This is a genomic window from Pseudoalteromonas sp. DY56-GL22 (assembly GCF_041414715.1).
GTDB lineage: Bacteria > Pseudomonadota > Gammaproteobacteria > Enterobacterales > Alteromonadaceae > Pseudoalteromonas > Pseudoalteromonas simplex.
The window spans coordinates 424,690-449,420 of sequence record NZ_JANHZR010000003.1; the positions used below are offsets into that span (position 1 = coordinate 424,690).

General features: G+C 41.2%; 18 protein-coding genes. 5 read left to right on the forward strand and 13 right to left on the reverse strand.

What is annotated here, in order from left to right; translation table 11 throughout:
- Positions 1-131: 131 nt before the first annotated feature.
- Positions 132-2,378 (reverse strand): S46 family peptidase, encoded by a 2,247-nt coding sequence (locus NO991_RS09850; RefSeq protein ID WP_371351965.1) that lies wholly within the window; start codon positions 2,376-2,378, stop codon positions 132-134.
- 185 nt (positions 2,379-2,563) lie between these two features.
- Positions 2,564-2,806, reverse strand: coding sequence for a YdcH family protein (locus NO991_RS09855; RefSeq protein WP_138616187.1), 243 nt, complete (start codon positions 2,804-2,806; stop codon positions 2,564-2,566).
- A gap of 226 nt (positions 2,807-3,032) precedes the next feature.
- On the opposite strand from NO991_RS09855, the gene NO991_RS09860 reads away from it, so the two are divergent.
- The 4 genes from NO991_RS09860 to katG all read left to right on the forward strand — a co-directional run bounded on the left by NO991_RS09860 (position 3,033) and on the right by katG (position 10,496).
- Positions 3,033-3,662 (forward strand): response regulator transcription factor, encoded by a 630-nt coding sequence (locus NO991_RS09860; protein ID WP_300360489.1) that lies wholly within the window; start codon positions 3,033-3,035, stop codon positions 3,660-3,662.
- Positions 3,649-5,208: a histidine kinase gene (locus NO991_RS09865; protein ID WP_300360490.1), complete on the forward strand. Its 1,560-nt coding sequence runs from the start codon at positions 3,649-3,651 to the stop codon at positions 5,206-5,208. Before NO991_RS09860 ends, NO991_RS09865 begins: the two co-directional genes overlap by 14 nt.
- A 119-nt stretch (positions 5,209-5,327) precedes the next feature.
- On the forward strand, positions 5,328-8,093 hold the full coding sequence (locus NO991_RS09870; RefSeq protein WP_300360491.1) for a prolyl oligopeptidase family serine peptidase: 2,766 nt from the start codon (positions 5,328-5,330) through the stop codon (positions 8,091-8,093).
- Between the two features lie 189 nt (positions 8,094-8,282).
- Positions 8,283-10,496, forward strand: coding sequence for a catalase/peroxidase HPI (gene katG / locus NO991_RS09875; protein WP_138598815.1), 2,214 nt, complete (start codon positions 8,283-8,285; stop codon positions 10,494-10,496).
- Positions 10,497-10,841: 345 nt separating this feature from the next.
- Here the strand turns inward: katG and NO991_RS09880 are convergent, their stop codons facing one another.
- From NO991_RS09880 to NO991_RS09905, 6 genes are all read right to left on the reverse strand, one after another.
- The gene (locus NO991_RS09880; protein ID WP_187489749.1) at positions 10,842-11,060 is read right to left on the reverse strand and encodes a hypothetical protein; all 219 of its coding nucleotides are present in this window, start codon (positions 11,058-11,060) and stop codon (positions 10,842-10,844) included.
- Between the two features lie 289 nt (positions 11,061-11,349).
- The gene (locus NO991_RS09885) at positions 11,350-11,616 is read right to left on the reverse strand and encodes a hypothetical protein (protein ID WP_228290550.1); all 267 of its coding nucleotides are present in this window, start codon (positions 11,614-11,616) and stop codon (positions 11,350-11,352) included.
- Positions 11,617-11,809: 193 nt separating this feature from the next.
- On the reverse strand, positions 11,810-12,157 hold the full coding sequence (locus tag NO991_RS09890) for a hypothetical protein (RefSeq protein WP_187489751.1): 348 nt from the start codon (positions 12,155-12,157) through the stop codon (positions 11,810-11,812).
- Between the two features lie 192 nt (positions 12,158-12,349).
- A complete protein-coding gene (locus NO991_RS09895; RefSeq protein ID WP_187489752.1) occupies positions 12,350-12,997 on the reverse strand; it encodes a HEAT repeat domain-containing protein in 648 nt (215 codons plus the stop codon).
- A 277-nt stretch (positions 12,998-13,274) separates the two neighbouring features.
- Positions 13,275-13,961, reverse strand: coding sequence for a hypothetical protein (locus NO991_RS09900; RefSeq protein WP_300543392.1), 687 nt, complete (start codon positions 13,959-13,961; stop codon positions 13,275-13,277).
- Positions 13,962-14,166: 205 nt separating this feature from the next.
- Positions 14,167-15,351 (reverse strand): NAD(P)/FAD-dependent oxidoreductase, encoded by a 1,185-nt coding sequence (locus NO991_RS09905; RefSeq protein ID WP_300580163.1) that lies wholly within the window; start codon positions 15,349-15,351, stop codon positions 14,167-14,169.
- 323 nt (positions 15,352-15,674) lie between these two features.
- Between NO991_RS09905 and NO991_RS09910 the strand changes: the two genes are divergently transcribed.
- On the forward strand, positions 15,675-17,810 hold the full coding sequence (locus NO991_RS09910) for a S8 family peptidase (RefSeq protein WP_371351966.1): 2,136 nt from the start codon (positions 15,675-15,677) through the stop codon (positions 17,808-17,810).
- A 76-nt stretch (positions 17,811-17,886) separates the two neighbouring features.
- Here the strand turns inward: NO991_RS09910 and NO991_RS09915 are convergent, their stop codons facing one another.
- From NO991_RS09915 to prlC, 5 genes are all read right to left on the reverse strand, one after another.
- The gene (locus NO991_RS09915; protein WP_300546168.1) at positions 17,887-18,360 is read right to left on the reverse strand and encodes a peroxiredoxin; all 474 of its coding nucleotides are present in this window, start codon (positions 18,358-18,360) and stop codon (positions 17,887-17,889) included.
- A 107-nt stretch (positions 18,361-18,467) separates the two neighbouring features.
- The gene (locus tag NO991_RS09920; protein ID WP_371351967.1) at positions 18,468-20,393 is read right to left on the reverse strand and encodes a methyl-accepting chemotaxis protein; all 1,926 of its coding nucleotides are present in this window, start codon (positions 20,391-20,393) and stop codon (positions 18,468-18,470) included.
- Between the two features lie 117 nt (positions 20,394-20,510).
- Positions 20,511-21,266, reverse strand: a complete 756-nt coding sequence (locus NO991_RS09925) for a class I SAM-dependent methyltransferase (RefSeq protein WP_138599257.1) — start codon at positions 21,264-21,266, stop codon at positions 20,511-20,513.
- 43 nt (positions 21,267-21,309) lie between these two features.
- Positions 21,310-22,488: a two-component system response regulator gene (locus NO991_RS09930; protein WP_054552774.1), complete on the reverse strand. Its 1,179-nt coding sequence runs from the start codon at positions 22,486-22,488 to the stop codon at positions 21,310-21,312.
- Between the two features lie 107 nt (positions 22,489-22,595).
- The gene (gene prlC, locus NO991_RS09935) at positions 22,596-24,647 is read right to left on the reverse strand and encodes an oligopeptidase A (RefSeq protein WP_371351968.1); all 2,052 of its coding nucleotides are present in this window, start codon (positions 24,645-24,647) and stop codon (positions 22,596-22,598) included.
- Positions 24,648-24,731: the final 84 nt, after the last annotated feature.

Consider the following 24,731-nt stretch of genomic DNA (forward strand, 5'->3'; position numbering starts at 1 on the left):
CCAAGTAAAAGTATCTGCTTTGTACATTACAAAAGTATTGAAAATAAACAAATTAAAAACGTTAGATTGGCAAAAATTAAAGACATAAAAAAACCGCAGCAATTGCTGCGGTTATTTTCAAAATAGCAGGGCTATTTAACTAAGGTCATTTCATCAAGTAGGTAACCTGCGTTATCAACTTCTTCCATTAACCAAAGCATGTATCGAATATCAACGTGAATAGCACGGGTGATTTTGGCGTTAAAGTACCAATCTTTGGTGATTGATTCATAAGTCGAGTCAAAATTAAGACCCACTAATTCACCTTTACCATTCATGACTGGCGAACCTGAGTTACCCCCTGTGGTATCAGCGCTACTTAAAAAGTTGACTGGTACTGAGTTAACTTCAAGAGGTTTAGCCGCTTGTGGCTCACAACCAAAGCTGAATAAGCTACAACTTACGCCTGGTAGACCTAAGTCACCACGGTAATACGCGCCAAATGCTTGCTTTCTGTATGCTTCAAGTACTTTATCGGTAACAACAAATGGTTTTTCACCTGTGTGTTTAGCCACTAAACCACGTAGTGATGTAAATGGCGTTTTATACACAGCATCTGCCGCTGGGTAACCATCAACTTGTGCGTAGCTTACGCGTAATGTGCCATTTGCATCTGGGTAAACTGGCTTACCTTTAGCATTATTGAAAGCGATCACGGCTTGCATATACTGCGGGCGAATTTCTGCTAAACGACCCGCCATTTCTTTTTCGTCAGCTTCTTGTGCCATGTTGGTATCGTATAGAGCAACAGCAAGCTTTATGAATGGGTCGTTTGATGCTTCAAACTCTGCGACAGATTTACCAATCCAGTTAACACGTGCTTCTACATCTGTAAGCTCTGTATTAGCATAAAAAGAAGCAATAATCGCATCAAGTTCAGCTTGTGTTGTGGTATCTGTAATACCTAAGCCGTCGTTTAATGCCGCAACTTGCGCTGCTTTATCTTGCGCTAAATAGTTACCTAAGTAGCTTAACCATAAGGCTTTATCTACTTCAGGCGTAAACTGTTTTTGTAAACGCTCTAAACGCGCTTTAAGCATAGGAAGATCGCGCTCTTGATAACCCATTTCGCGCTCTGCATTTGGTTTTTCACTTTCTTTAGCTAAACGATATAAACGAATTGCCGTGCTTAGTAAGTCTGCGCGTTTTGCATAATCAAAGTAAAAATGGCTTTGTTGCTGTGCATGTGCTTCAACTAATAATGACTTTAATGCGTGATATGAATCTGCGTATGCTTTACGTTCAGCACTTTGTGCAAACCAAGCGAGGTACTCTTGCTCTTGCGCAGCTTTAATACCCGGAATATCCGTTACTTTAAAGCCATCTTGTAAGCCTTCCAGTTTCTTTAAACGGTTGTTAGTGCTTTTTACACGAGAGGCATATTTAACTTGTGCTTGCTCATCGCCTTTACTCTGCTTGGCGATTACGTCTAGGGTCATGTTATAAGTATTAAGCAATGTTGGGTAATACCAACTCGCAGAATAATTTACTTCGTCTGCAAGCTTATAGCGGCTAGTTCGACCCGGGTAACCGGCCACCAGCACACCATCACCTAAGCTTACGCCGCTTGCATTCACTTTTAAGAACGACTTTGGCTCATAAGGTACGTTATCTTCGCTGTAATCTGCAGGCTTACCATCTTTACCAACGTAACCACGTACAAAGGTAAAATCCGCCGTGTGACGTGGGTATTCAAAGTTATCAATGTCGCCACCAAAGTTACCCAGCGCTTCTGCCGGAGCATACACTAAGCGCACATCTTTGATCATCAGTTGTTTGATCATGAAGTACTCTAAGCCATGGTGAAAATCACGCACGGTACAACGGTAGTTAGGATCTGACTCACACTCGCTGATCAAAGCTTTGCGATTTGCTTGAATTGCTTCATAACGCGCTTTGCCGTGTAGTTCTGCAGGTAAGTTACCCAGTACGCGCTCAGTAACATCATCCACTTGTTCAGTTACATACAAACGCTCTTGCAGGCCTGCAGGTAGCTCTTTTGATAAATCAGCTGCTAAAAAACCTTTTTCAATTAAGTTGTTTTCTGGTGTGCTGTTATTTTGAATCGCGCCATAAGCACAGTGATGATTAGTTACCGCTAAGCCATTTGGTGACACAAATGACGCTGAACAATAGCCTAAACCAACCACTGCATTGAGTGGGTATTGGTTAAGATCTGCCACTTGTGATGCCGGTAATTCAATACCAACGCGGTCAAACTCGCTTTGTAATTGTTTTAATTGATGCGGTTGCCACTGCCCTTCATCAGCGTGCGCGCTACTTACAGCGACAACACCCATGAGTGCTAATGAAGTTGTAATAATATTTTTTTTAATCATGTTAATCCTAGTCAGTGCAAAGCACTATTCCATTGTTGCCTTAGAAAATCGCGCTAAGACTACCATAACCTTGATTGACTCAAGACATATTGCGATTAAATACAATTGGAGAGTAAAAATAGAGGGGAGAAAAAGCTCCTACCGTAAGAATGCAGTAAGCAGGAGCATTAGCTTCGATTCAATTATTAAGCATTGGCTTTTAAAAAGTCATAAAGTTCATCTTTAAGCACGGCGCGTTGTTGCTTTTTTTCATGCATATCCGCATCTTCAATCGGCGAGTTTTGCAATTCAAGCTCACGAATTTCTTTATCCATATCATCATAACGCTGCATGGTTTTCTTGAAATGAGCATCGTGTTTTGCAAGGCTGTGGATTAGTTCATTAAACTCAGGGAATTCATTCAATAACGAGTGTTTCTCACCTAACATGGGCAACTCCTTTGGCTAGAATTTCAGTTCAATTTCAATGTATCACCCTAACATACAGAGTCAATGTCGCAACCTTGTCCAAGATCAATAATACAGCGATTCATACAAGTTTCTGAAACTCATGGAGTAAGCAACAAAGAAGATGTAGTTCGCACAAAATTCTAAGAATTATTCCTAGACATAACCATTTGAATTAGAGATATAATCAAATTTGATGGAGGGAAACATGCGTATTGGTATTATTGAAGATCACCAACTAGTAAGGGATAGCTTTAAAAAGTTACTAGAACTACAACAGGAGTGGCAGGTAATTATTGAAGCCTGCACGGTTAGCGAGGCTAAACTTGCCGTTGAAATTGAACAACCTGATATTTTTATAGTTGATATTTCAATGCATGAAGGAGAAACTGGCCTAGCATTTTTAAGCTACGTAAATAGTTACTACCCTGAAATTAAAACAATTGTTGCCTCCATGTATGACTACGAGCCTTATGTAAGCAACGCTCTTAGCTTGGGCGCGCAAGGTTACGTCTCTAAACGTTCAGCATCAGAAGCCTTAATCGACGCTGTCAATTCTGTAATTAAGGGCGGCAGGTATATAAGTGAAGATGTGAAGTTTAACTATAAAGACCCTTCTAATAAACTCGCTTTACTAACACCAAGAGAAAAGGAAGCTTTACCTCTATTTGCAAAAGGGCTTAACGCAAAACAAGTGGCGCAACAGTTAGACATGATGCCTAAAACTGCTCATGTGCATAAGGCTAATATTTACCAAAAACTAAAAGTATCTAACTCGTTCGATTTACTCAAAATTGCAATAGATAATGGACTCATTGCGCTTGATGAACTGGCATAATTTCCCTTTCGTGAATGTATCTGTGAACCAAGCTTTTGCTGAGTTTACAAAACAAGCTCTAGTCGCTGTTATTTACTTTGTTACCTTATGCTTTTCTTCTTGGGTAAGTAATCATTTAGAAACGGTGGCGCAAAGTAGCGCCATATTCTTGCCTGCGGGAGTTAAGCTCGCTTTTTTTATTATCTTCCCAATTAGGTTTTGGCCAATTCTTTGGTTTAGCTCAAGGCTTTATGCTGCTTATATCGGCATGTTTTATAATGATGCTTGGCACTTCGATTTATTACATGGCTTTTGGCAAGAAGCTACCTACATGATAATAGTACACTGCTTTAAAGAAAGTCGTTGGCCACCCAAGATCGATGCTAATACCGGCATTATCTCAATCGTTTTGTTGGCTACTTCAACAGCCGCTATCAAGTGGTTTTTGTTTGCTAGTGCTTTTGAGTTCACTACATGGTTAGCTGGTAAGCAGTTATTACAATACCAACTCAATATGACCCTAGGTGATTTAACGGGGACACTACTCGTTGCGCCAATATTGCTAAGTATTAAGGCAAGCTATAAACATAAAATTACGCTAAACAACTATTTACTCGTAATTGCGCTGTTAGCCCTGACCATAGTTTACCTTGCAGCCTATATACATAGGCCTGACCTATATTCTCTGCTACGCTTGTTCTCTTTACTGCCAATTCTTTGGTTTTCTTATAAGTTTGCTACAACAGGTGCTATTTTGAGTGCTTTACTCAGCAATAGTCTAATCGTTGTACAGGCAGGCATCCAACAAGATGCAACGAATACTTATATAAGTCAGTTATTTATCTTAGCAAACTCAATTACTGGGCTTTTAATTGGTACTGCAACAAATGAACTCAAATTAAAAAACGCTGAATTACAACAAAGCAATGAACAACTTTCTCAATTACTTGCTAAAAACAAACAACTTGCAAAACGGATGGTTACAATCCAAGAAGACGAGCGCAAATATCTGTCTCAAGAATTACATGACGAATTAGGGCAAAATCTCACAGCGCTAAAAACAGATTTAGCAGTATTATCACTCTCACAACAAAACAGCAATAATTCAATCATTGCTACCCTTAGAGAAAATGCCAAAGCTATGTATGACTCTGTGTATCAAATTATGCATCATTTGAGACCGAGAGAGCTTGACGAGTTAGGCCTTGAACACGCTCTAAAAAATGGCAAATTAAAATCCCTATTAAATAAAGCTGATATCGAGTATCAAACGAACTTAGATATCAACAGTACCTTGGCTGATGAACACCAAACGGCTATTTACAGAATCTGCCAAGAAGCTGTTACCAATTGCATTAAACACAGCAGCGCCTCACAATTATTAGTTCAGTTGAGTGTAAATAAGCAAGCCATAGATCTCATAATTAAAGATAATGGTGAGCAAGTGCGTAACAACGCAGAATCTGGTGGCTATGGTCTTTTATTTATTGAAGAGCGAGTGCTTGCTTTAGGTGGTAAGTGTAGTTTTGACACGCAGGGTGGCTTCACTATTAAAGTATCTTTTTAACTTCATGTATTAGAGTTACGTAACCAACGTGATAAATATGCGATTTATCGTTTCTACTCGAATTGTTTATTAAAAACGCTACACTGGGTGCGTCAATTTAAAAACAACGAGAAAGATGAATGAAAGCGCAATTATCACTTTTGAGCTTAGCCTTGGTGACAAGCCTTGGTAGTGCACAGATTAGTGCGAAAGAAGCTCTGCAATTTAAAGACGTGTTTGATTTTAAATACGCAAAAGGCACCCAACTTTCTGAAGATGGCCAAATTCTTAGCTTTAGTGCCGACCCTTATCGCGGTAATGCACAAGGTCAGGTTTATACATTAAACAACAACACCCTACTAACTAGCGTTGAGCGCGGTACTCGCCCAACTATTAATAAAGCAGCAAACTGGGTGGCTTTTACTCAGGTACCAACCCTACTTGAAAAAGAAACCACCAAGAAAAAAGATGAGCTAAAGAACAACCTTGTTTTAGTGAATACTAAAAATGGTGAGCAACAAACCTTTAACGATGTAAAAGACTATGCACTATCGGATGATGGTGTATGGCTTGCTTACCGACTAGATAAGAAAGCAGATAAAAAAGCAGATAAAAAAGACAGCGAAGAAAAAGACGAAAACAGCAGCGAAATCAAGCCAGACAAAAAAGATAAAAGCTTTGATTTAGTGCTTGTTAACCTTCAAGATAAAACCACTCACACCCTAAACAACGTATTCAGCTATGCGATTAGCAGCACCGGTGAGCAGTTATTAGCAAGCCAAAGCTACAGTGATGGTGCCGACAACCAAGTTGTATTAGTTGCGCTTAATAATGACTTTAAAACTAGTGTGTTGATTGATGAGCCAGGCGTTGTGGCAAACAAAATTGCTTGGCAGCCAAACAGCAATACCGCAGCGCTGTTAATTGGCAATTATGTGAATGATGATACTCGTCGTCGTGACCACAGCTTACAGCTTTTACAAAATGGGGCGCTTTCAACTATTAATTCTGCAGATAGCAGCTGGACTATTGGCAAAACAGCATCGCTAAAATGGTCTGAAGATGGTGCTCGTTTATACTTTGAAAACCACCCTAAACTCGCTGCAAAAGTTGCCCTAAAAGAATACAAAGATGAAGCCTCTTTATATGATTTCGATACCATTCGCGACCAAAAGGGCCTTAACGTTTGGCACAACAAAGACGCTGAAATTAAGCCTCGCGAAGAGCAGCAATGGAACAAAGCGAATAAGCTTCGTCATTACCAAGCGGTATATCATGTAAATGGTCAGCACGTTGTGCAGTTGAGCACACCGAACATGCCAGAGGTTTCGCTTAATACTCATCGCGAAGCGCTATTAGGCTATTCAGACCGACCTTACCTAGAACGTATTATGTATGGCGGCTTTTACGCAGATTACTTCAGTGTTGATGTTAAAACTGGTAAACAAACTGCTATCGTCAGCGACTATCCGTTTAGACCAAGCCTTGCGCCAAATGGTCAATTTGCAGCATTTTTCCAAGACAGCCAAGTACAGCTTAAAGATTTAGGTAACAACAAGGTTTCAACCTTATCTAAAGCAATTAACGCTATTTTTGCTGATGATAAACATGACTACCCATCACCTCAGCCGGGTTATGGTTTTGCAGGCTGGTTAAACGACAGCAGCCAAGTACTGGTTTACAGTAAATTTGATATTTGGGCTTTTGATGTCGCAACACAAAAGGCAACGCGCCTAACTCAAGGTAAAGAAAGCAATACCCAATATCGTGTTATTAAACTAGATAAAGACCAAGTGGGCTTTGCCAAAGACGAAACATTATTACTAAGCGCAACCAACCTGCAAGATAAGCAAACTGAAATTGCAAAACTTGATTTAACAAGCAATAAGGTAAGCAAAGTACTTTCGGGTAAAAAGCGCTATGATGTGGTGAAAAAGGCGAAAAGTGCCGACAAATACCTATTTACTGCACAAACATACCAGCAATTCCCTGATTACTACCAAACTGATTTTAGCTTCAAAAAGCCACAACGTGTTACCAACCTAAACCCACAAATTAGCAACTTTGCATGGGGCGAAAAACCAGAGCTTATTAGCTACAAAGGGTTTGATGGTGAAGACTTACAAGGCGTATTGATCAAACCTGCGGGCTACAAAAAAGGCGATAAGGTTCCAGTGGTTGTGTACTTCTACCGCTATATGAGCCAACGCATGTATGACTTCCCGAAAATGGAATTAAATCATCGTCCTAACTTCCCGATGTTTACTTCAAATGGTTATGCGATTTTCTTACCTGATATCCGTTTTGAAATTGGTCATCCGGGTAAATCGTCAACCCAAACGATGATCAACGCCACTCAAAAGTTGATTGATTTAGGCATTGCTGATCCAAATAAAATTGGTTTACAAGGTCACTCATGGGCAGGCTACCAAAGTGCCTTTATGATCACGCAGACAGATATGTTTAAGGCGGTTGTATCGGGTGCGCCAGTATCTAACATGACCAGTGCATACAGCGGTATTCGCTTAAAATCAGGTCTTGCTCGTCAGTTCCAATACGAAACAGGGCAAAGCCGCATTGGTAAAACGTTATTCGAAGCGCCAGAGCTATACATCGAAAACTCACCGGTGTTCTTCGCTGATAAAGTGAATACCCCAATTCTGATTATGTTTGGCGACAAAGATGATGCTGTGCCATGGCACGAAGGTGTTCAATACTACCTAGCACTTCGTCGTGCGGGTAAAGATGCCACCTTCTTACAATACGAAGGTGAACCACATCACCTGAAGAAATTCCCTAACCAAGTGGATTTCTCAGTACGCATGATGGAATATTTTGATCACTACTTAAAAGGCAAACCAGCCGCTGAGTGGATCAAAAACGGCGTACCCTTTATTGAAGAATAAGCAACAAGCTGAATTTAAGCTTACTGCACACCTCCCCTAGAGCCAGCATTTTCGCTGGCTTTGTTCTATAAAATCAATTAAACCATCTGTTTTTTCGATTTTATCAATCGATTTAAACCCCAGTTTGTAAGTGGAAAGTTAACATGAACAAATCTATATTTCACCCAACTTCTAACTGGAGACTACACAATGTTTAAAAAATCAACGTCAGCTTTGTCTAAAGTAGCTGTTGCGGTATCACTGTTGGTGGCAACAGGCGTACAAGCTACAAACGACATCAAATCAAACCAATTCTGGTGGCCAGAGCAATTAGATCTTAGCCAACTTCGTGCCCATGGTGCAGAGTCTGATCCTATGGGTCCTTACTTTGATTACAAAAAAGAATTCTTAAAGTTAGACCTAAACGCAGTGAAAGCTGATATTGAGAAAGTATTGACTGATTCTCAAGATTGGTGGCCTGCTGACTACGGTCACTATGGTCCATTCTTCATCCGTATGGCGTGGCACGCATCAGGTACTTACCGTACGTTTGATGGTCGTGGTGGCGCAGGCGGTGGTCAACAACGTTTCGACCCGCTAAATAGCTGGCCTGATAACGCAAACCTTGATAAGGCACGTCGTTTACTTTGGCCTATAAAACAAAAATACGGTCGCAGCATTTCTTGGGCTGACTTGATGGCGTTAACAGGTAACGTTGCGCTTGAATCAATGGGCTTCAAAACCTTTGGTTATGCCGGTGGTCGTGAAGACGATTGGGAACCAGATTACGTATACTGGGGCCCTGAAGGCAAAATGTTAACTGACGAACGTCGTGACAAAAAAGGCAAACTTAAAGGCCCATTAGCGGCAGTTGAGATGGGCTTAATCTATGTAAACCCAGAAGGCCCTCACGGTAACCCTGATCCACTACTTGCAGCAGACGACATCCGTTTATCATTCGGCCGCATGGCAATGAACGATGAAGAAATCGTTGCACTAATCGCCGGTGGTCACAGCTTTGGTAAAGCACACGGTGCGAAAAAAGCGACCTGCTTAGACAAAGAGCCTGCAGCAGCCGGTATCGAAGAGCAAGGTTTAGGTTGGAAAAACAAATGTGGTAAAGGTCACTCAGAAGACACCATCACTTCAGGTCTTGAAGGTGCATGGACAGTGACACCAACACGCTGGTCAATCAACTACCTACAAAACTTATTTGCTTTTGAATGGGTTAAAACTAAGAGCCCTGCAGGTGCGACTCAATGGATCCCTGAAAATGGTCAAGCGTCTAACCTAGTGCCAGATGCACACATTAAAGGTAAGCGTCATGCGCCTATCATGTTCACAACTGATATCGCGTTAAAAGCAGATCCTGAGTTTCGTAAGATTTCAGAGCGTTTCTTAAACGACCCGAAAGAGTTCGAACTGGCATTTGCTAAAGCATGGTTCAAACTAAACCACCGCGATATGGGCCCACGTGCTCGTTACCTAGGTGACTTAGTGCCAGAAGAAGTATTAATTTGGCAAGACTACATCCCTGCGGTTGACCACAAACTAGTTGATAGCAAAGATATCGCGTCACTTAAAGCTAGCATCTTAGATTCAGGTTTATCTGTATCTGAACTAGTGCGTGTTGCTTGGGCATCAGCAGCAAGCTACCGCGACACAGATATGCGTGGTGGTGCAAACGGTGCACGTATTCGCTTTGCTCCGCAAAAAGATTGGCCGGTAAACAACCCGAAAGAAGTAGCTAAAGTACTTAGCAAACTTGAGAAAATCCAAACTAAGTTCAACAAAAAAGCATCTGGCGGTAAAGAAATTTCACTTGCAGATATGATTGTTCTTGGTGGTGCGGCTGCAATCGAAAAAGCAGCAAGCGACGCGGGTTTCTCTATCGCAGTACCATTCAAGCCAGGTCGTATGGACGCGTCATTAGAAATGACTGACGTTGAATCATTCGAAGTACTTGAGCCAACAGCTGATGCGTTCCGTAACTACTACAGCTCAGCATGGAAATCACCGGCTGAAATGTTAGTTGAACGTGCTGATTTACTAAGCTTATCAGTACCAGAAATGACTGCACTACTAGGTGGTATGCGTGCCCTTAACGCGAATACTGACCAAACTAAACACGGTGTATTCACGAAAAAACCTGGCACATTAAGCAACGATTTCTTCGTTAACCTATTAGATATGTCAACGAAGTGGTCTAAGTCTTCTGAAGAAGGTGTTTACGAAGGCCGTGACCGTCAATCAGGCAAACTTAAGTGGACAGCAACACCAGTAGATTTAATCTTCGGTTCAAACTCAGAGCTACGTTCAATTGCTGAAGTGTATGCCTCTGACGATGCTAAACAGAAGTTCGTTGATGACTTCGTAGCAGCATGGACAAAAGTTATGACGCTAGATCGCTTCGACCTACGTTAACCCTATATCAATCGTGTTAAGTCGATTGGTATCATATTTTCGCAACCAACAAAGCCGCTAAGTTAGCGGCTTTTTTATTTCAAATCGAGTTATCAGAGCACTTCGAGATTTACAGGCACTCGAGTTCAGCTCATTACTCAATAGCATGAAGCCACCGTAACATTAGATGTTAGCTATAAGTTCGATAATGTTGGTTGCTATTTATGGTGGCAAGTCTAAGTGCTAGGTTTTAGGTGCAAATATAAGATATCCAGTAACTTCTTTGAGTCGCTGTTTTTTGAAAACAAACCCAGATTCCTGTTAGAAAATATTTGGATTCAAACTAAGGTAGAATCCTCTTAATTTTTAATCATCAATAAGATCGTAAGATAATTCTGCTTTCTTAACCTCAAGTTCCAACTCTTTTGTATATGGCAGCCTTACAGTATTTCCCACAAGAATTTCATTCACAGTGGTCTTTGCCTCTGCAATCGTCATTTTCAACTCTCGACGCAATACCTTATTAAAAGATATTTTTCTAAAGCCCGTGGACCACTTCGTAATTTCAATAATCATTTTCTTCAAGCTTTATACTTACTGATCTAGGTGTTTACATACACATGGGCTTTTGCTTTTTGCCACTACCTCGCCCATGGCGTCAGAAAATAATTTAGCTTAACCCCAATAGTTTTATTTAACTACTTATCACCTATCATATGCATGAAAAATAAATGGGTAACCTTATAGTTGTCTAGTTTAGGGGCTAGGGGCTAGGAGCTAGGTGCAAATATAAGATATCGAGTTTCTTCTTTGAGTCACTGTTTATTAAGAACGAAACCCTAGAGTGCGAAGCTCTGAATTAAAAAGATATTATCTATTCGTCGTTTGCTACTTCTTCATCAAACCAAACCTGTTCTTGCTCTCCACCCAGCATGAATCGATAACCAGGTGGCAAAGCCATATAAATAGCTACTTCAGGTCTATATTTTACAATATGAGTAAAGTGAACCGTTTTTAAACTCGAAATATCTCCATTATATTCGTCAGTGGTTAACCACCAACCGCTCATATGGTCCGGTGAAGGGTAACGAACTCCTTCTAAAGGCAGCCCCTCATATACACCGTCAGATATTACTACCATTTGCTCCTCGTCAACTGGTGTATATTGTGCACTATAGTGTTCACAACACTTCTGTTGAACTTCTAGCAGATGAGTTATTCCTTTCATCTTAAATTGGATACCACACAATTAATTAATCTATCGAGAATATCATCAAAGTTGAAAACAACAAAAAACCCCCGCGAGTGTGAAGCTTAGAATTCAAACTATGTCGTCAAATATTTAATAAAGACTCATCAAACCAAACATCAACATAATCTCCTGCGATTAAAAACCTATAACCCGGAGGTAGCGCAAGAAATTTTTTGATATCAGGACACCACTCACCTAAATGAGCAACATGAAGAGGAACGAAAAAATCAGGTTCTTCAGAAAACTCTTCTCCACCCCAAATGTACCAACCTGTTGTATCTCCTTCAGGGGAGTGTCTTAGTCCATTAATAGGAATAACCCCTTGCTTGACGTTACGAGAAATCCCAACTTTCATATATTCGGGAGATGATACAAAGTCAGCATTAAATTCATTACAGACCAATCTTTGAGTTTTTGTAATTTCAGTCATTATAAATCATGCTCCTTTTACTGCGCTTCAAACACATGGGAGCAGGTTTTGCTTTTTGTCACTACCTCACCCATGCCAGCAAGCGGTTCTTTTCATTGAGCAGCTTAGCCAGTCTTGAAAACAAAATCCAAGCCACCACAGCTAGAAAAAACAAAGCCCCGCTAGTGCGAGGCTTTGGATTTAAATCTCTGATCAACCTAATGAAGCTAAAAGTTCATCATATTTAGATAGAACAGATCTAAAATCATTAGGATTTACAATTTTATCTAGTTTCTCTTTTATCACAGGGATATCCTCTTCTCGGATTCCCTCTGCTAATAAGTTTAAAATAGCGCACCTATCTCGATAATCTCTGGAATCAGAATAGCAAACTAATAGGTTCCCAATTGAGTATGTTGGATCAAGTTTATATAACGCATAGTGAATACTTAAAACTGTTCCACTCTTAAGCTGCTTATCTTTTAACTTATTAATCAAAAGTTTAATAACTTTTTCATTTTTAGAATTTAGCTCAGCTAGACTAATTACACATGAATCAACGACATAATGGCTTGGGTCATCTAATAATTCGCAAATCTTTTCTAAATTATCAAGTAAATCAAGTTCAGCGAGAAATTCTATACAATCAGATCGAATAAGTTCATCGCTATCTAATAATCCTCTGTTAAAAATATTTTTAATTTCTTCGGTATACTCAAAGCATGCCAATTTAGAAAATGATCTTTGTCTTATTTCACTATCATCAGATAATACACCTTTTTTAAGCTTATCAAATGATTGTGGGGTTTCATCACTAATAACTTCTATATCATCCATATAAACGTTCAGCATATTAGTCATATCATTTTACTCCAGAGCTCATAGTGTCAGGTCTTTCTTTTTGCCACTACCTCGCCCATGGCATCAGAAAATAATTTAGCTTAACCCCAATGGTTTTATTTAACTACTTGTTACCAATCATATGCATGAAAAATAAATGGGTAACCAAATAGTTGTCTAGTTTAGTTACTAGTTACTAGTTACTAGTTACTAGGTGCTAGGTGCTAGGTGCTAGGTGCTAGGTGCTAGGTGCTAGGTGCTACCAGCATAGTTCGACTTTTTATGAATGCGATAGATTTTATTCAGCGCACTTATCATCACTGACTCGTATGAAGCTAAGCTCTTCGTTAATCTGCTGCTTTAGAGAATCATTGGAGACTTTTTGTATATTAGTCCTAAGCATTTCTAGTGCGTAATCACCTTCAACAAGCAAAAGAGAGCTTAATGCAGAAGATCCAACAAAGTTATTTTGATTGTTAATCAATAGCTCAATCAACATATCAACATCTTCACGTTCGCCTAATAACCCGAGCCCACTGATTGCAGAATCCTTTAAAACATTCTCATCCGAGTTAATCATTTCAATGATGTACTTACGAGCACGGCTTTTATTCACGTTAGCATCAAAGCATCTATTCTTAAGGTTTAACCTCCACATTAAAGAAGATAAGCGAATTAAGTTGTCATTTAGCAAGTGCTTTTGACTCGTATTATTCCAAATATCATTCAAAACCGTATTGTATATTTCTGGATTAAACCCTCTACTAGACCAACCGATTGATATTAAGTTTGCAACAGAAAATACAGCAGCCCCATAACGTGTATCCCAGTAAGAACCAAGCTCTATATTTTGCACTGAGGTATCTGCTTTCAATATCGCTTTTTCCAAATCTGATTGCCACTGCCAACTAACATCGTCGGCATGCGAATGACATGTAATCACCAGTAGAAAACAAAGTAATAAGTAAGCTTTAAAGCTGTTCATAGAATAATAAACTCGTTTCTGAGGTATCAACCGGAGTAATAAATTCATCTTCATATTCTGGATAAAATATATATACTTTATTCATCTATTACTCCATTAATAACAGCCACGCGCTATAGCAGGACCTACAAGCAAGTGCTAACCTAGCAACTAGCAGGACCTACAAGCAAGTGCTAACCTAGCAACTAGCAGCTAGAAACTTAAATCAACAATACTGCCCTGCTGCAAAGCCGCAGCTCCAGGCGTATTGGAAGTTGTAGCCGCCTAGCCAGCCGGTGACGTCAGTGACTTCGCCGATGAAATAAAGGCCCGGTGACTTTTTCGCTTCGAAGGTTTTTGAGCTTAATTCGTCGGTGTCTACACCGCCAAGCGTTACTTCGGCTGTTCTATAACCCTCTGTGCCGTTGGGTTTAATTTGCCAATTGTGAATGTAGTCATGTAATGCGTCGATTTGCGCATGGCTTAGTTGGTTTACATTGCAATCTGGGATCGCTTTCGTGTCGTGCAGCATTTCAACAAAACGTTTTGGTAAAATTGTCGCAAGGGTATTTTTTAGTGACTTTTGCCCTTGGCTTTGACGCCAAAGCTCAAGCTGCTGCTTTAAATCGAGCTCGGGTAACAAGTTGATGTACACAGTTTGCCCTGCACGCCAAAAAGAGCTGATTTGTAAAATAGCTGGGCCCGAAAGGCCACGATGTGTAAACAAGATGTTTTCTTTAAACTGGGTGCCATCTTCACTGGTAACCAGACAAGGAATGCTGATCCCCGATAACCCATCAAAGCGATCTTTATCATGCTGGTGCAACGTAAATGGCACTAATGCCGCCATGGTTGGTAGCACTGCTAAACCAAATTGCTCTGCAATTTTATACCCAATTGGTGATGCACCGAGCTTAGGCATGGTTAGTCCACCCGATGCGACAACTAACGACTCGCATTGATAGCTATCTTGCTCGGTAATAACTTCATAACCCGCATCGGTTTTTGTCACGCTGAGTACTTCGTTACGCAGCGCTATGTTAACACCTGCCCACTCACACTCAGTTAAAAGAATGTCGACGATATCTTGAGCGCTGTTATCACAAAATAGCTGACCCAGCGTTTTATGGTGATAAGCCAAGCCGTGACGGTCCACCAGCTCTATAAAGTCATGTTGGGTATAACGGCTTAAACACGATTTTACAAAGTGAGGATTGCCACATAAGTAGTTGTCTGGGCTTGCGTTTTCATTGGTGAAGTTACAACGCCCGCCGCCGCTGATTAATATTTTACGGCCCGGCTTTTTGCCCATATCAAGCACAGTAACATTGCGACCACGGTAGCCTGCTTGTGCAGCGCACATCAAACCTGCGGCGCCGGCACCAATCACAATTACATCTACTTGGGTCATTACTCATACTCGCTAAAAAAATTTAGCTGATTATAACAAGTTATTGTCGTCGCTGTGTTAACTCAGAGATGTTTTTACAAAAAAGATAAAACCAAAAAACGAAATAAAGCAAAAACTCAAAACCATAAAATTATAACTTTATTATGAGAAAACAACCAAAAAGCACCACAAAAAGACTGATTTAGACGTCTATACATTTAGTTATAACCAAAATAGAGACAACCATAATAAAACGATATTTTAACTAAATTAACATATATTTTACCTTTGTCCCCCTTCACGAAAAACATCGTGGAGATTTACATAACAATCTAGGGATCATTATGACAACTAACAACAACTTGAAGAAATGCGCAATTGCACTGAGCTTGACTGCGTTGTTTGGAACAACAGCAGCTATGGCTACTCCAGATCAACTTATGTCACCATCTATGCAGGAAACTGCAGCTAAATTACAAGGCCAAGAAGGCTTTGGTACTCAATTTATCATCAAGTATAAAAACAATAGTGATGAAATGATGACCATGTCGGCAGCAGAACAAACGCCGACTATGATGAACAAAAAAGCAAAAGGCTTTATTAAAAACTTCAGCAGCAAAAAAGGTAAAGTAAAAGCACAATACGTTCGTGCAATGGCGATGAGTAATCACCACGTAATGCGTGCTGATAAAAAACTATCAGCTGAAGAAACCCAAGAATTTATGCAAGAAATGGTCGCTTCTGGTAACGTTGAATACATCGAAATCGACCAAATGTTAAAGCCGTTTGCGACGCCTAACGACCCTCGTTATGACGACCAATGGCACTACTACGAGCAAGCGGGCGGTCTTAACCTTCCTACTGCTTGGGATACAGCAACGGGTAGCGGTGTCGTTGTAGCGGTACTTGATACTGGTTACCGCCCTCATATTGATTTAAATGCTAACATTCTTCAAGGCTATGACATGATCTCTAACGTGTCTGTAGCGAACGACGGCGGTGGTCGTGATAGCGATGCACGCGATCCGGGTGATGCAATCAGCGCTAACGAATGTGGTTACACACACAGTGCACAAAGCTCAAGCTGGCACGGTACACACGTTGCGGGTACTGTTGCAGCAGTCACTAATAACGGTGAAGGTGTTGCTGGTGTTGCTTACAATTCAAAAGTAGTGCCAGTGCGTGTACTTGGTAAATGTGGTGGTTTAACTTCTGATATCGCTGACGGCATCATCTGGGCATCGGGTGGTTCAGTTTCTGGCGTACCAGCAAATGCTAACCCTGCTGATGTTATTAACATGAGTTTAGGTGGTAGCGGTTCATGTAGCTCAACAACGCAAAATGCAATCAATCAAGCGCGTAACAACGGTTCTGTAATTGTAATCGCTGCAGGTAACGACAACGATAACTCTGCAAACTACAACCCTGGTAACTGTAATGGTGTTGTAAACGTTGCATCTGTTGGTCGTAACGGTGGTCGTGCATACTACTCAAACTACGGTAGCAACATTGACGTTGCAGCACCGGGTGGCGCGCAAAGCTTTGCGAATGACTCTGAAGGTGTGTTATCTACTCACAACTCAGGCTCTTCAAGCCCTAGCAGTGATTCATACCACTACTCACAAGGTACATCGATGGCAGCTCCACATGTTGCGGGTGTCGCAGCATTAATCAAACAAGTTAAGCCATCAGCAACACCTGATGAAATCGAAAGTATCTTAAAATCGACAACTCGTTCTTTCCCAGCAACATGTACTAGCTGTGGTACAGGTATTGTTGATGCGGCAGCCGCGGTTGCAGCAGCCTCAGGTGCAACACCGCCACCACCAACGGGTAACGTATTAGAAGATGGTCAAGCACTAACTGGTTTAAGTGGCTCTGCTAGCAGCCAAACTTTCTATACAATGGAAGTGCCAACAGGTGCGACTAACGTAACCTTCACAATGAGTGGCGGTTCAGGCGATGCTGACCTTTACGTTCGTGCAGGTAGCGCACCAACAACATCAACCTATGATTGTCGCCCGTATAAAGGCGGTAACAACGAAGTCTGTTCTATCGATAACCCAACAGCAGGTACTTACCATGTAATGCTGAATGGTTACTCTGCATACTCAGGTGTTAGCCTAGTAGGTGATTTAACAACTTCTGGCGGTGGTTCAGGCTCAGGTTCACCACAAGCAGGTGGTGGCACAGTAACAGATATCTCTGCAAGTGCAGGCCAATGGAAGCATTACACTATTGATGTTCCTGCCGGTATGGCAAGCTTTACAGTAACGACATCAGGCGGTACTGGCGATTCAGACTTATTCGTTAAGTTTGGTAGCCAACCAACATCATCAAGCTATGATTGTCGCCCTTACAAAAACGGTAACGCAGAAACTTGTACGTTCAGTAATCCACAAGCAGGTACTTGGCACTTAAGCTTAAATGCTTACCGTACTTTCTCGGGTGTTACACTGGATGCGCAATATCAACCTTAATAGTTGATCTCCTAAGTCACCCCCAGGGACTTTCAGCCGGACTTACGTCCGGCTTTTTTGTATTTATGAATTGCTATTAAAGCTTTTCTAGCACAGCTTCAGCGCGGCTTACTACAAACTCTTTGTCTTGTTCAACAAACAGCCCTGTTACAGTTTGGTTTTCAACGATTATTGCATAACGTTTAGAACGTATACCACCAAAACCAGCTGTGTCTTTATCTAAACCAAGTGCTTTGGTAAAACTTGCATCACCATCTGCTAACATACGAATATGCTCAGCGTTATGAGCTTCACCCCATGCTTTCATTACAAATGCATCGTTCACCGATACACAGTAGATTGCATCAACGCCTTTAGCAGTAATTTTATCGGCCAGGGTAATAAACTCAGGTAAGTGAGCATTAGAACATGTTGGTGTAAATGCACCCGGCACGGCAAACAACACTACTTTTTTATCTGCAAATAATGCCTCTGTTGTTAAGGTTTGCATGCCTTCGCTAGTTAATTCACTAAGGGTTGCTGTAGGTATAGTGTGGCCTTGTTCGATCATCGTAATTCCTTGAAAGAAAATAAGAGTACAGAGTATATACCTAAAAAATTGAATACAGCATGATTTTAAGGACAAACAACGTAAACCATTGCTCGCCCTTTGGAGGGTTATAAACCTAAGCTGGCTTTAATGGTATGCATTTGCTCTTGTAGGCGATGCTGAATATCACTAACCAGAGAGTTTGATTCGCTTACCTGCCCTTTCATGCTTTGCATTGATTGACTGAAGTTTTCTAGTAAGGCGTTTTGCTGTTTAGCCAGCTCCATAGCATCAAATGCGACCTTATTTGCATCTTGCGCGTTGCCAGCTACGCCTTCGGAGTTACGTTTAAGTTCTTGGGCATTTTGTGTTTGTAGCTCGGCATCATTAGCCAGTGCGCTAATTTGCTCCGATACCATGGTGGAGTTTTCACTTAAGCGGTTTAACTGATTGTTAATATCATCAAGTGAACCCTGCGTTTGTCTGGCAAGTTTTCGTACTTCGTCAGCGACCACCGCAAAGCCTCGGCCATGATCACCTGCACGCGCCGATTCAATCGCTGCATTCAGTGCTAATAAGTTTGTTTGCTCAGCAATATTTTTGATCACCTCAATAACTTGGCCCACATCATCAACGCCTTTTAATAGCTCTTTTAAGCTATCTAGGCCTTGTTCAACGCGTTCTTCAGTACGAGAGCTTGCGGTTAACATGCTATCTGCAAAGCCTAGGCTCTGCTCCATCGCACCAAAGGTTTGTTTGGCGTTATCAGCAACTTGACCATTGATGTTATTGACCTGTTCACCAATGTCTTGAATATCAGTAAGTAAACTTTGGTTTTGTTCAACCTGAGAGTGGCTAGCATCAGTTTGCTGGGCAATCGTATGTAAGTGCTCGCTCATCTCTAGCATAAAGTCATTAATAACCTTAAGCATTTGTGCTCGTTCTTCTGCCTCACCACGCTGGCGCTCAATCAATTGATTAAAGTAATGGGCAATTTCACCGACTTCAGTTTTCGGATTTTTACTCTCAATGTTTTTAAGCTCATTACTCTCAATTAAGAAAGCAAAGCCATCACGCAATTGACGCAGCGGGTTAAGCACTTGGTTACGCTGTACGAAATACACACCCGCTGCTAAAACCACCAGCATGCCAATGGCTACACAAAACACGATAAACACTTGCTGCTTAAGGTCGCTCTGTTCATCTTTTAGCTTTTGCTCTGCACCGAGCACCGTTGTAGACAAGGCGCCTATTTGCTCGCGCAATGCTTGCATGCCGGTTTGACGCTGCTCTGCTTGCTCAAGAGTGGATGCTAAATCACGTGGGAAGCGTTTGGGCCAGCTACTTAACTCAGCTTTTATGTCACCGGCCAAATCTTCTGCTTCTTCGCCAAAAAATAAAGCGTCTTCATCCACTTCGCTCATTACACCTAAATTTTCGAGTTTATCGATTTTAGCCCCAAGCGCATTTAGGTTTTCAACACTTTGATTGAGGCTGTTTTTAGTGTCTTGATCAAAGTTGATCACTAACTTATAAGTGTACAAAGCAAGTGAAGTGACTTCGCTGTAGTAGTCAGCAGCTAGTTGGTAATACTCAAGTGCAAGCGCTGTTTGCGGCTCGGCTTTACTTGCATAGCCAATTAATGATGAAGCTGAACCTGCCATTTGTCTTAACGAGTTATCAAGCAGCGCCATTTCGTTACCCGATAGCTTACCTAAAGCGCGGTACTTACCATTGATGTCTTTATCGAGCGCTGTTAGCTGGCTATTAAGCTGACTTGCAAGATCACTAGGCAACTTAGTTAAATGCAGCTTTTTAACATCACTTATCAGCGTAGAAGCTTTATTTAAGTGTTGGCTGTCACCTTGTTCTAAATAATCATCAAGGTAGCTTTTTAAATCAATAATGATGGTGTTTTTTAGCTTGTTATAAGCGTTATCTTGTTGCTCTAAACCAAATAAGGTTTGACTTGCCCAAAACAGAGTGGCTGCTAATAAAATACTAGCGAGAGTAAGTAAAACGGCCAATAGCCGAGTAAATGATGACACGCGCATAAACGATATTCCCAAGTAACGTTGCGCGCGTAGAATATTAACCTTTTATGACAATATGATGAAATGCCACCATAAACAACTACACGAAAAAACCAGATACATCCAAAAACATTAGATTTAAACCATTGCCGCTTTTACATATACATCAAAGCGGTTCTTTTTGGTTTTGATTTGCATACTCGGGGTTTTGTCATTTAAAAATGGCGCGTAATCAGGGCGCTTCACAACCACTCGCTTACTAGCAAGCGGATAAGCAAACTCTAATAGATCATCGGCATCGCTATCTGAGCCCACAAGCTCTTGGAATACTCGCATTTCTTTTTTAACGAGGGCTGATTTTTCACGATGAGGAAACATAGGATCTAAGTACACAACATCAGGAGTATCACTACACTGCGCCAGTAACGTATGACTAGAGCCAAACACTAAGCTCATGTTTTCTTTCATCCAAGGGCCAATTTCTGCATCGTTATAGGCGCGTTCTAGGCCATCAAATAATAGCGCAGCAACTACTGGATGGCGCTCATGTAAAATCACTTTACAGCCTAGTGATGCCAGTACAAAGCCATCACGACCAAGGCCTGCGGTGGCATCAAGAACCACTGGTGTGGCACCTTTATTTAACCCTACAGCCTTTGCTATAGCTTGCCCTTTACCTCCACCAAACTTACGGCGGTGAGCAGCAGCACCCGTTACAAAATCAACATGGATTGCACCTAGCTTAGGTTCGTCCTTTTTTTTCAAGCTAAGACCTTGGTCGTCATAATGAAGCGAAAAGCCCGCATTCTGCTCAGCCCACTTAGCTAAACCAAAACGCAACTCTATTGCATCTAAATAAGGGCGCATTTCTTTAAAAGGACAATGAATTACCACACAAAACTCCGAGCTATATTAATCGGCGTCAGTATAGCATGGCTTAAAATAGCTCGATATCCGTTTGTGAAGTGACATCTTCAGTGTGACTAGGCTCTGCCATTTTTTGCAAACTGGCGAGAAGATCACTACGCGCTTCAATAATGTGTTTTAACTGATATTTTATAAACGCTAAATCATCATTGAGCGAAGAAAATAATAACTTAGTCTGCTCTAATTGCTGTAGATGAAAAGTTACTTCATCACTACTCGACAAATTGCTTTGTGCGACTGACTTATTTAACTCATCCAATTGCGCAGCTAGTTTTTCAACCGCTCGTTCGCGTGAATCACTGTTTTGATACATTTGTTGAGATAGTTCATTAAAGGCATTCCCAATTTGCTGTGCCTGAGTCAGTGCCCGCTCATTAATTTCCATATCTTGAACTTTTGCGTTTGTGACTTCGAGGATGTGCGGGAATAAATCTTTATAACGACCATAAAGTTGGGCATCATCAAGTGGCATGTTTTTAACTAACATTGACACTTTAGGGTAATTAATAATGGTGCGGTGGCTAAAATCAACAAAGCGATTCGCATCACGATGTTTTTCTAGTAACTCCTGCTCTAAAGGACATACTCCACCTTCGGCACAGCAAAACACGCCAACATCGTGATACCAAAACGCCAGCACGACATCAAGCTCCATCGGGTTAAAAAACTCAAACATATGCTCAGATAACGCTTTGATATCATGCGCATGATAAGTCTGCCCAACGTAGCGCATGATGCGTCCCATATCACCTGAATCTGTCATCGCTATTTCGGCGGTTATTTGCGCTCGTTCAACGTCACTGGTTAATTTTTTTGAATGCTGGCGGTACTGATATAACACACGAATTCGTGCCATCAGCTCTTCAGCATTGAATGGTTTTACAATGTAATCAGCTGCACCTGCGTTATAGCCTTTTACACGGTCTGGTAAGTCCGCTTTACCCGATAAAAACATCACAGGAATATCTTTAGTTTGCGGGTTAGCTTTTAATTCGTTACACACCTCGTACCCTGATTTAGCAGGCATTTCAACATCAAGTAAAATAATGTCTGGGCTGTACTTTATCGCCTGTCTTAATCCTTCTTCACCATTTTTAGCATGGATCAACGTGCAAAAGCCCGATAGTGATTCTTCAATCACATGATGGACATACTTATCATCATCAATGGCTAATACAAGTTTTGACATACTTAATTCCTGCAACTGTTTTTAAAAAGAATAGTACGCAAGATTGAATTTGCTAAGAATTATTAATAAAAAAGCGCCCTACGGCGCTTTAGTTTAAGTAATGTGTATTATGCTGCAATACCACTATGTCTTAGTAGTGCATCAACTTGTGGTTCGCGTCCGCGGAACTTTTTAAATAGCTCCATAGGCTCTTCGCTACCCCCTTTTTCTAAAATGTTCTTTAAGAAAGCTTCGCCCGTTGCTGGGTTAAAAATGCCTTCTTCTTCAAATTTAGAAAACGCATCGGCCGAGAGTACTTCAGCCCATTTATAAGAGTAATAACCTGCGCTATAACCGCCTGCAAAAATATGGCTAAAGCCATGCTGGAAACGATTAAACGCTGGCGCTTTAACAACAGCCGTTTTACTGCGTACCTCATCAAGTGTTGCTTGAATATGACATGGCTCACCCGCTTTGTAAGTATGGTGAATAGTAAAATCAAACAACGAGAACTCAAGCTGACGCAGCATTTGCATACCTGATTGGAAGTTCTTCGCCGCAAGGAGTTTATCTAGTAACTCTTTTGGTAATGGCTCATCTGTTTCGTAATGACCCGAAATAAAGCTCAGCGCTTCTTCTTCGTAACACCAGTTTTCAAGAAACTGACTTGGTAACTCAACCGCGTCCCATGCAACACCGTTAATACCAGCAACTGGCGCTGCATCAACTTGTGTCAACATATGGTGAATACCATGACCAAACTCATGGAATAACGTAGTCACTTCGTTATGCGTAAACAAAGCCGGCTTATCACCCACTGCTTTATTAAAGTTACACACTAAGTACGCAACTGGGGTTTGTAATTCGCCGTTTGCACGTACTTTTCGACCCATGCAGTCATCCATCCAAGCACCGCCACGCTTGCGATCGCGGGCATATAAATCTAGATAAAAGCGACCACGTAACGTGTTGCTGTTATCGTAAATTTCGAAGAAACGTACATCAGGGTGGTAAGTATCAAACTCTGTCACTTCTTTAACGCTAATACCAAATAAACGATTAACGGTAGTGAATAAGCCACTTAGAACTTTATTGGCAGGAAAATATGGGCGCAATACTTCATCAGAAATCGCGTACTTCTCTTGCTTGAGCTTTTCGCCGTAGTAAGCGTAGTCCCACGCAGCCTGTTCAGTCACACCGTGCTTATCTTTTGCGTAAGCTGTTAGCTCAGCAAGCTCTTGCTCAGCTTGTGGCTTAGACTTAGCAGCTAAATCTTCTAAGAATGAGAAAACTTGCTCTGGCGTTTCTGCCATTTTAGTCGCCAATGACATATCAGCGTAGCTGTTAAAACCAAGTAACTCGGCAAGTTCATGACGCAGGGCAAGCTCTTCGCTCATAATAGCTGAGTTATCAAATTCACCAGCGTTAGGGCCTTGATCAGAGGCACGCGTCACAAACGCAGTGTAAAACTCTTCACGTAACTCGCGGTTATCAGCATAAGTCATGATTGGTAAGTAAGATGGAAAATCTAGCGTGAATACCCAGCCTTCTAGCTCTTTGCTTTTAGCTGTATCAGCACCTAGTGCTAACGCAGACTCTGGTAAACCAGCCAGTTCGCTTTCATCTGTAATATGCTTTTGCCAAGCAAGAGTTGCATCCATTACATTGTTACCAAACTTAGAGGCCAGCTCAGATAAGCGCGCACTGATTTCGCCATAACGCTTTTGTTGTTCAGGCTTTAAGGCAATACCAGATAGCTCAAAATCGCGCAGTGCATTAGTAATGGTTTTTTGCTGGGCAGTCGTTAGTGTTTTAAATTCATCACTGTTGTGAAGCGCGTTGTAAGCATCGTACAAACCTTGATGCTGACCAACAAAGGTTGAATACTCAGATAACAACGGCAAACATTGCTCATAGGCTTCACGTAGCTCGTCGTTATTAACGACAGAATTCATATGTGATACCGGTGAAAATAAGCGTGATAACTTGTCATCAGCTTCTTCAAGCGGAAGCACCAAATCATTCCATGTGTATGATTTGCTTGCCAGTACCTCATCTATTTTGGTACGACACTCAGCAATCGCTGCTTTTAATGCTGGCACTACGTGTGCTGGTTTAATTTTAGAAAACGGCGGAAGCCCTTCTAAACCAATGAGCGGGTTATTTTCTGCAATTGTCATTTTCGTTCTCAAATTTTATGCGAAGATGATTTTGAAGTTGGGGCGAATTGATGAAATACAAGGGGCTTAACCTTGGTCTTTATT

What these genes read in the sequence shown, in the direction of transcription:
- NO991_RS09850 (WP_371351965.1), bottom strand. Translation starts at nt 2,378, where the DNA reads ATGATTAAAAAAAATATTATTACAACTTCATTAGCACTCATGGGTGTT.
- NO991_RS09855 (WP_138616187.1), bottom strand. Translation starts at nt 2,806, where the DNA reads ATGTTAGGTGAGAAACACTCGTTATTGAATGAATTCCCTGAGTTTAAT.
- NO991_RS09860 (WP_300360489.1), top strand. Translation starts at nt 3,033, where the DNA reads ATGCGTATTGGTATTATTGAAGATCACCAACTAGTAAGGGATAGCTTT.
- NO991_RS09865 (WP_300360490.1), top strand. Translation starts at nt 3,649, where the DNA reads ATGAACTGGCATAATTTCCCTTTCGTGAATGTATCTGTGAACCAAGCT.
- NO991_RS09870 (WP_300360491.1), top strand. Translation starts at nt 5,328, where the DNA reads ATGAAAGCGCAATTATCACTTTTGAGCTTAGCCTTGGTGACAAGCCTT.
- katG (WP_138598815.1), top strand. Translation starts at nt 8,283, where the DNA reads ATGTTTAAAAAATCAACGTCAGCTTTGTCTAAAGTAGCTGTTGCGGTA.
- NO991_RS09885 (WP_228290550.1), bottom strand. Translation starts at nt 11,616, where the DNA reads ATGGTAGTAATATCTGACGGTGTATATGAGGGGCTGCCTTTAGAAGGA.
- NO991_RS09890 (WP_187489751.1), bottom strand. Translation starts at nt 12,157, where the DNA reads ATGACTGAAATTACAAAAACTCAAAGATTGGTCTGTAATGAATTTAAT.
- NO991_RS09895 (WP_187489752.1), bottom strand. Translation starts at nt 12,997, where the DNA reads ATGACTAATATGCTGAACGTTTATATGGATGATATAGAAGTTATTAGT.
- NO991_RS09900 (WP_300543392.1), bottom strand. Translation starts at nt 13,961, where the DNA reads ATGAACAGCTTTAAAGCTTACTTATTACTTTGTTTTCTACTGGTGATT.
- NO991_RS09905 (WP_300580163.1), bottom strand. Translation starts at nt 15,351, where the DNA reads ATGACCCAAGTAGATGTAATTGTGATTGGTGCCGGCGCCGCAGGTTTG.
- NO991_RS09910 (WP_371351966.1), top strand. Translation starts at nt 15,675, where the DNA reads ATGACAACTAACAACAACTTGAAGAAATGCGCAATTGCACTGAGCTTG.
- NO991_RS09915 (WP_300546168.1), bottom strand. Translation starts at nt 18,360, where the DNA reads ATGATCGAACAAGGCCACACTATACCTACAGCAACCCTTAGTGAATTA.
- NO991_RS09920 (WP_371351967.1), bottom strand. Translation starts at nt 20,393, where the DNA reads ATGCGCGTGTCATCATTTACTCGGCTATTGGCCGTTTTACTTACTCTC.
- NO991_RS09930 (WP_054552774.1), bottom strand. Translation starts at nt 22,488, where the DNA reads ATGTCAAAACTTGTATTAGCCATTGATGATGATAAGTATGTCCATCAT.
- prlC (WP_371351968.1), bottom strand. Translation starts at nt 24,647, where the DNA reads ATGACAATTGCAGAAAATAACCCGCTCATTGGTTTAGAAGGGCTTCCG.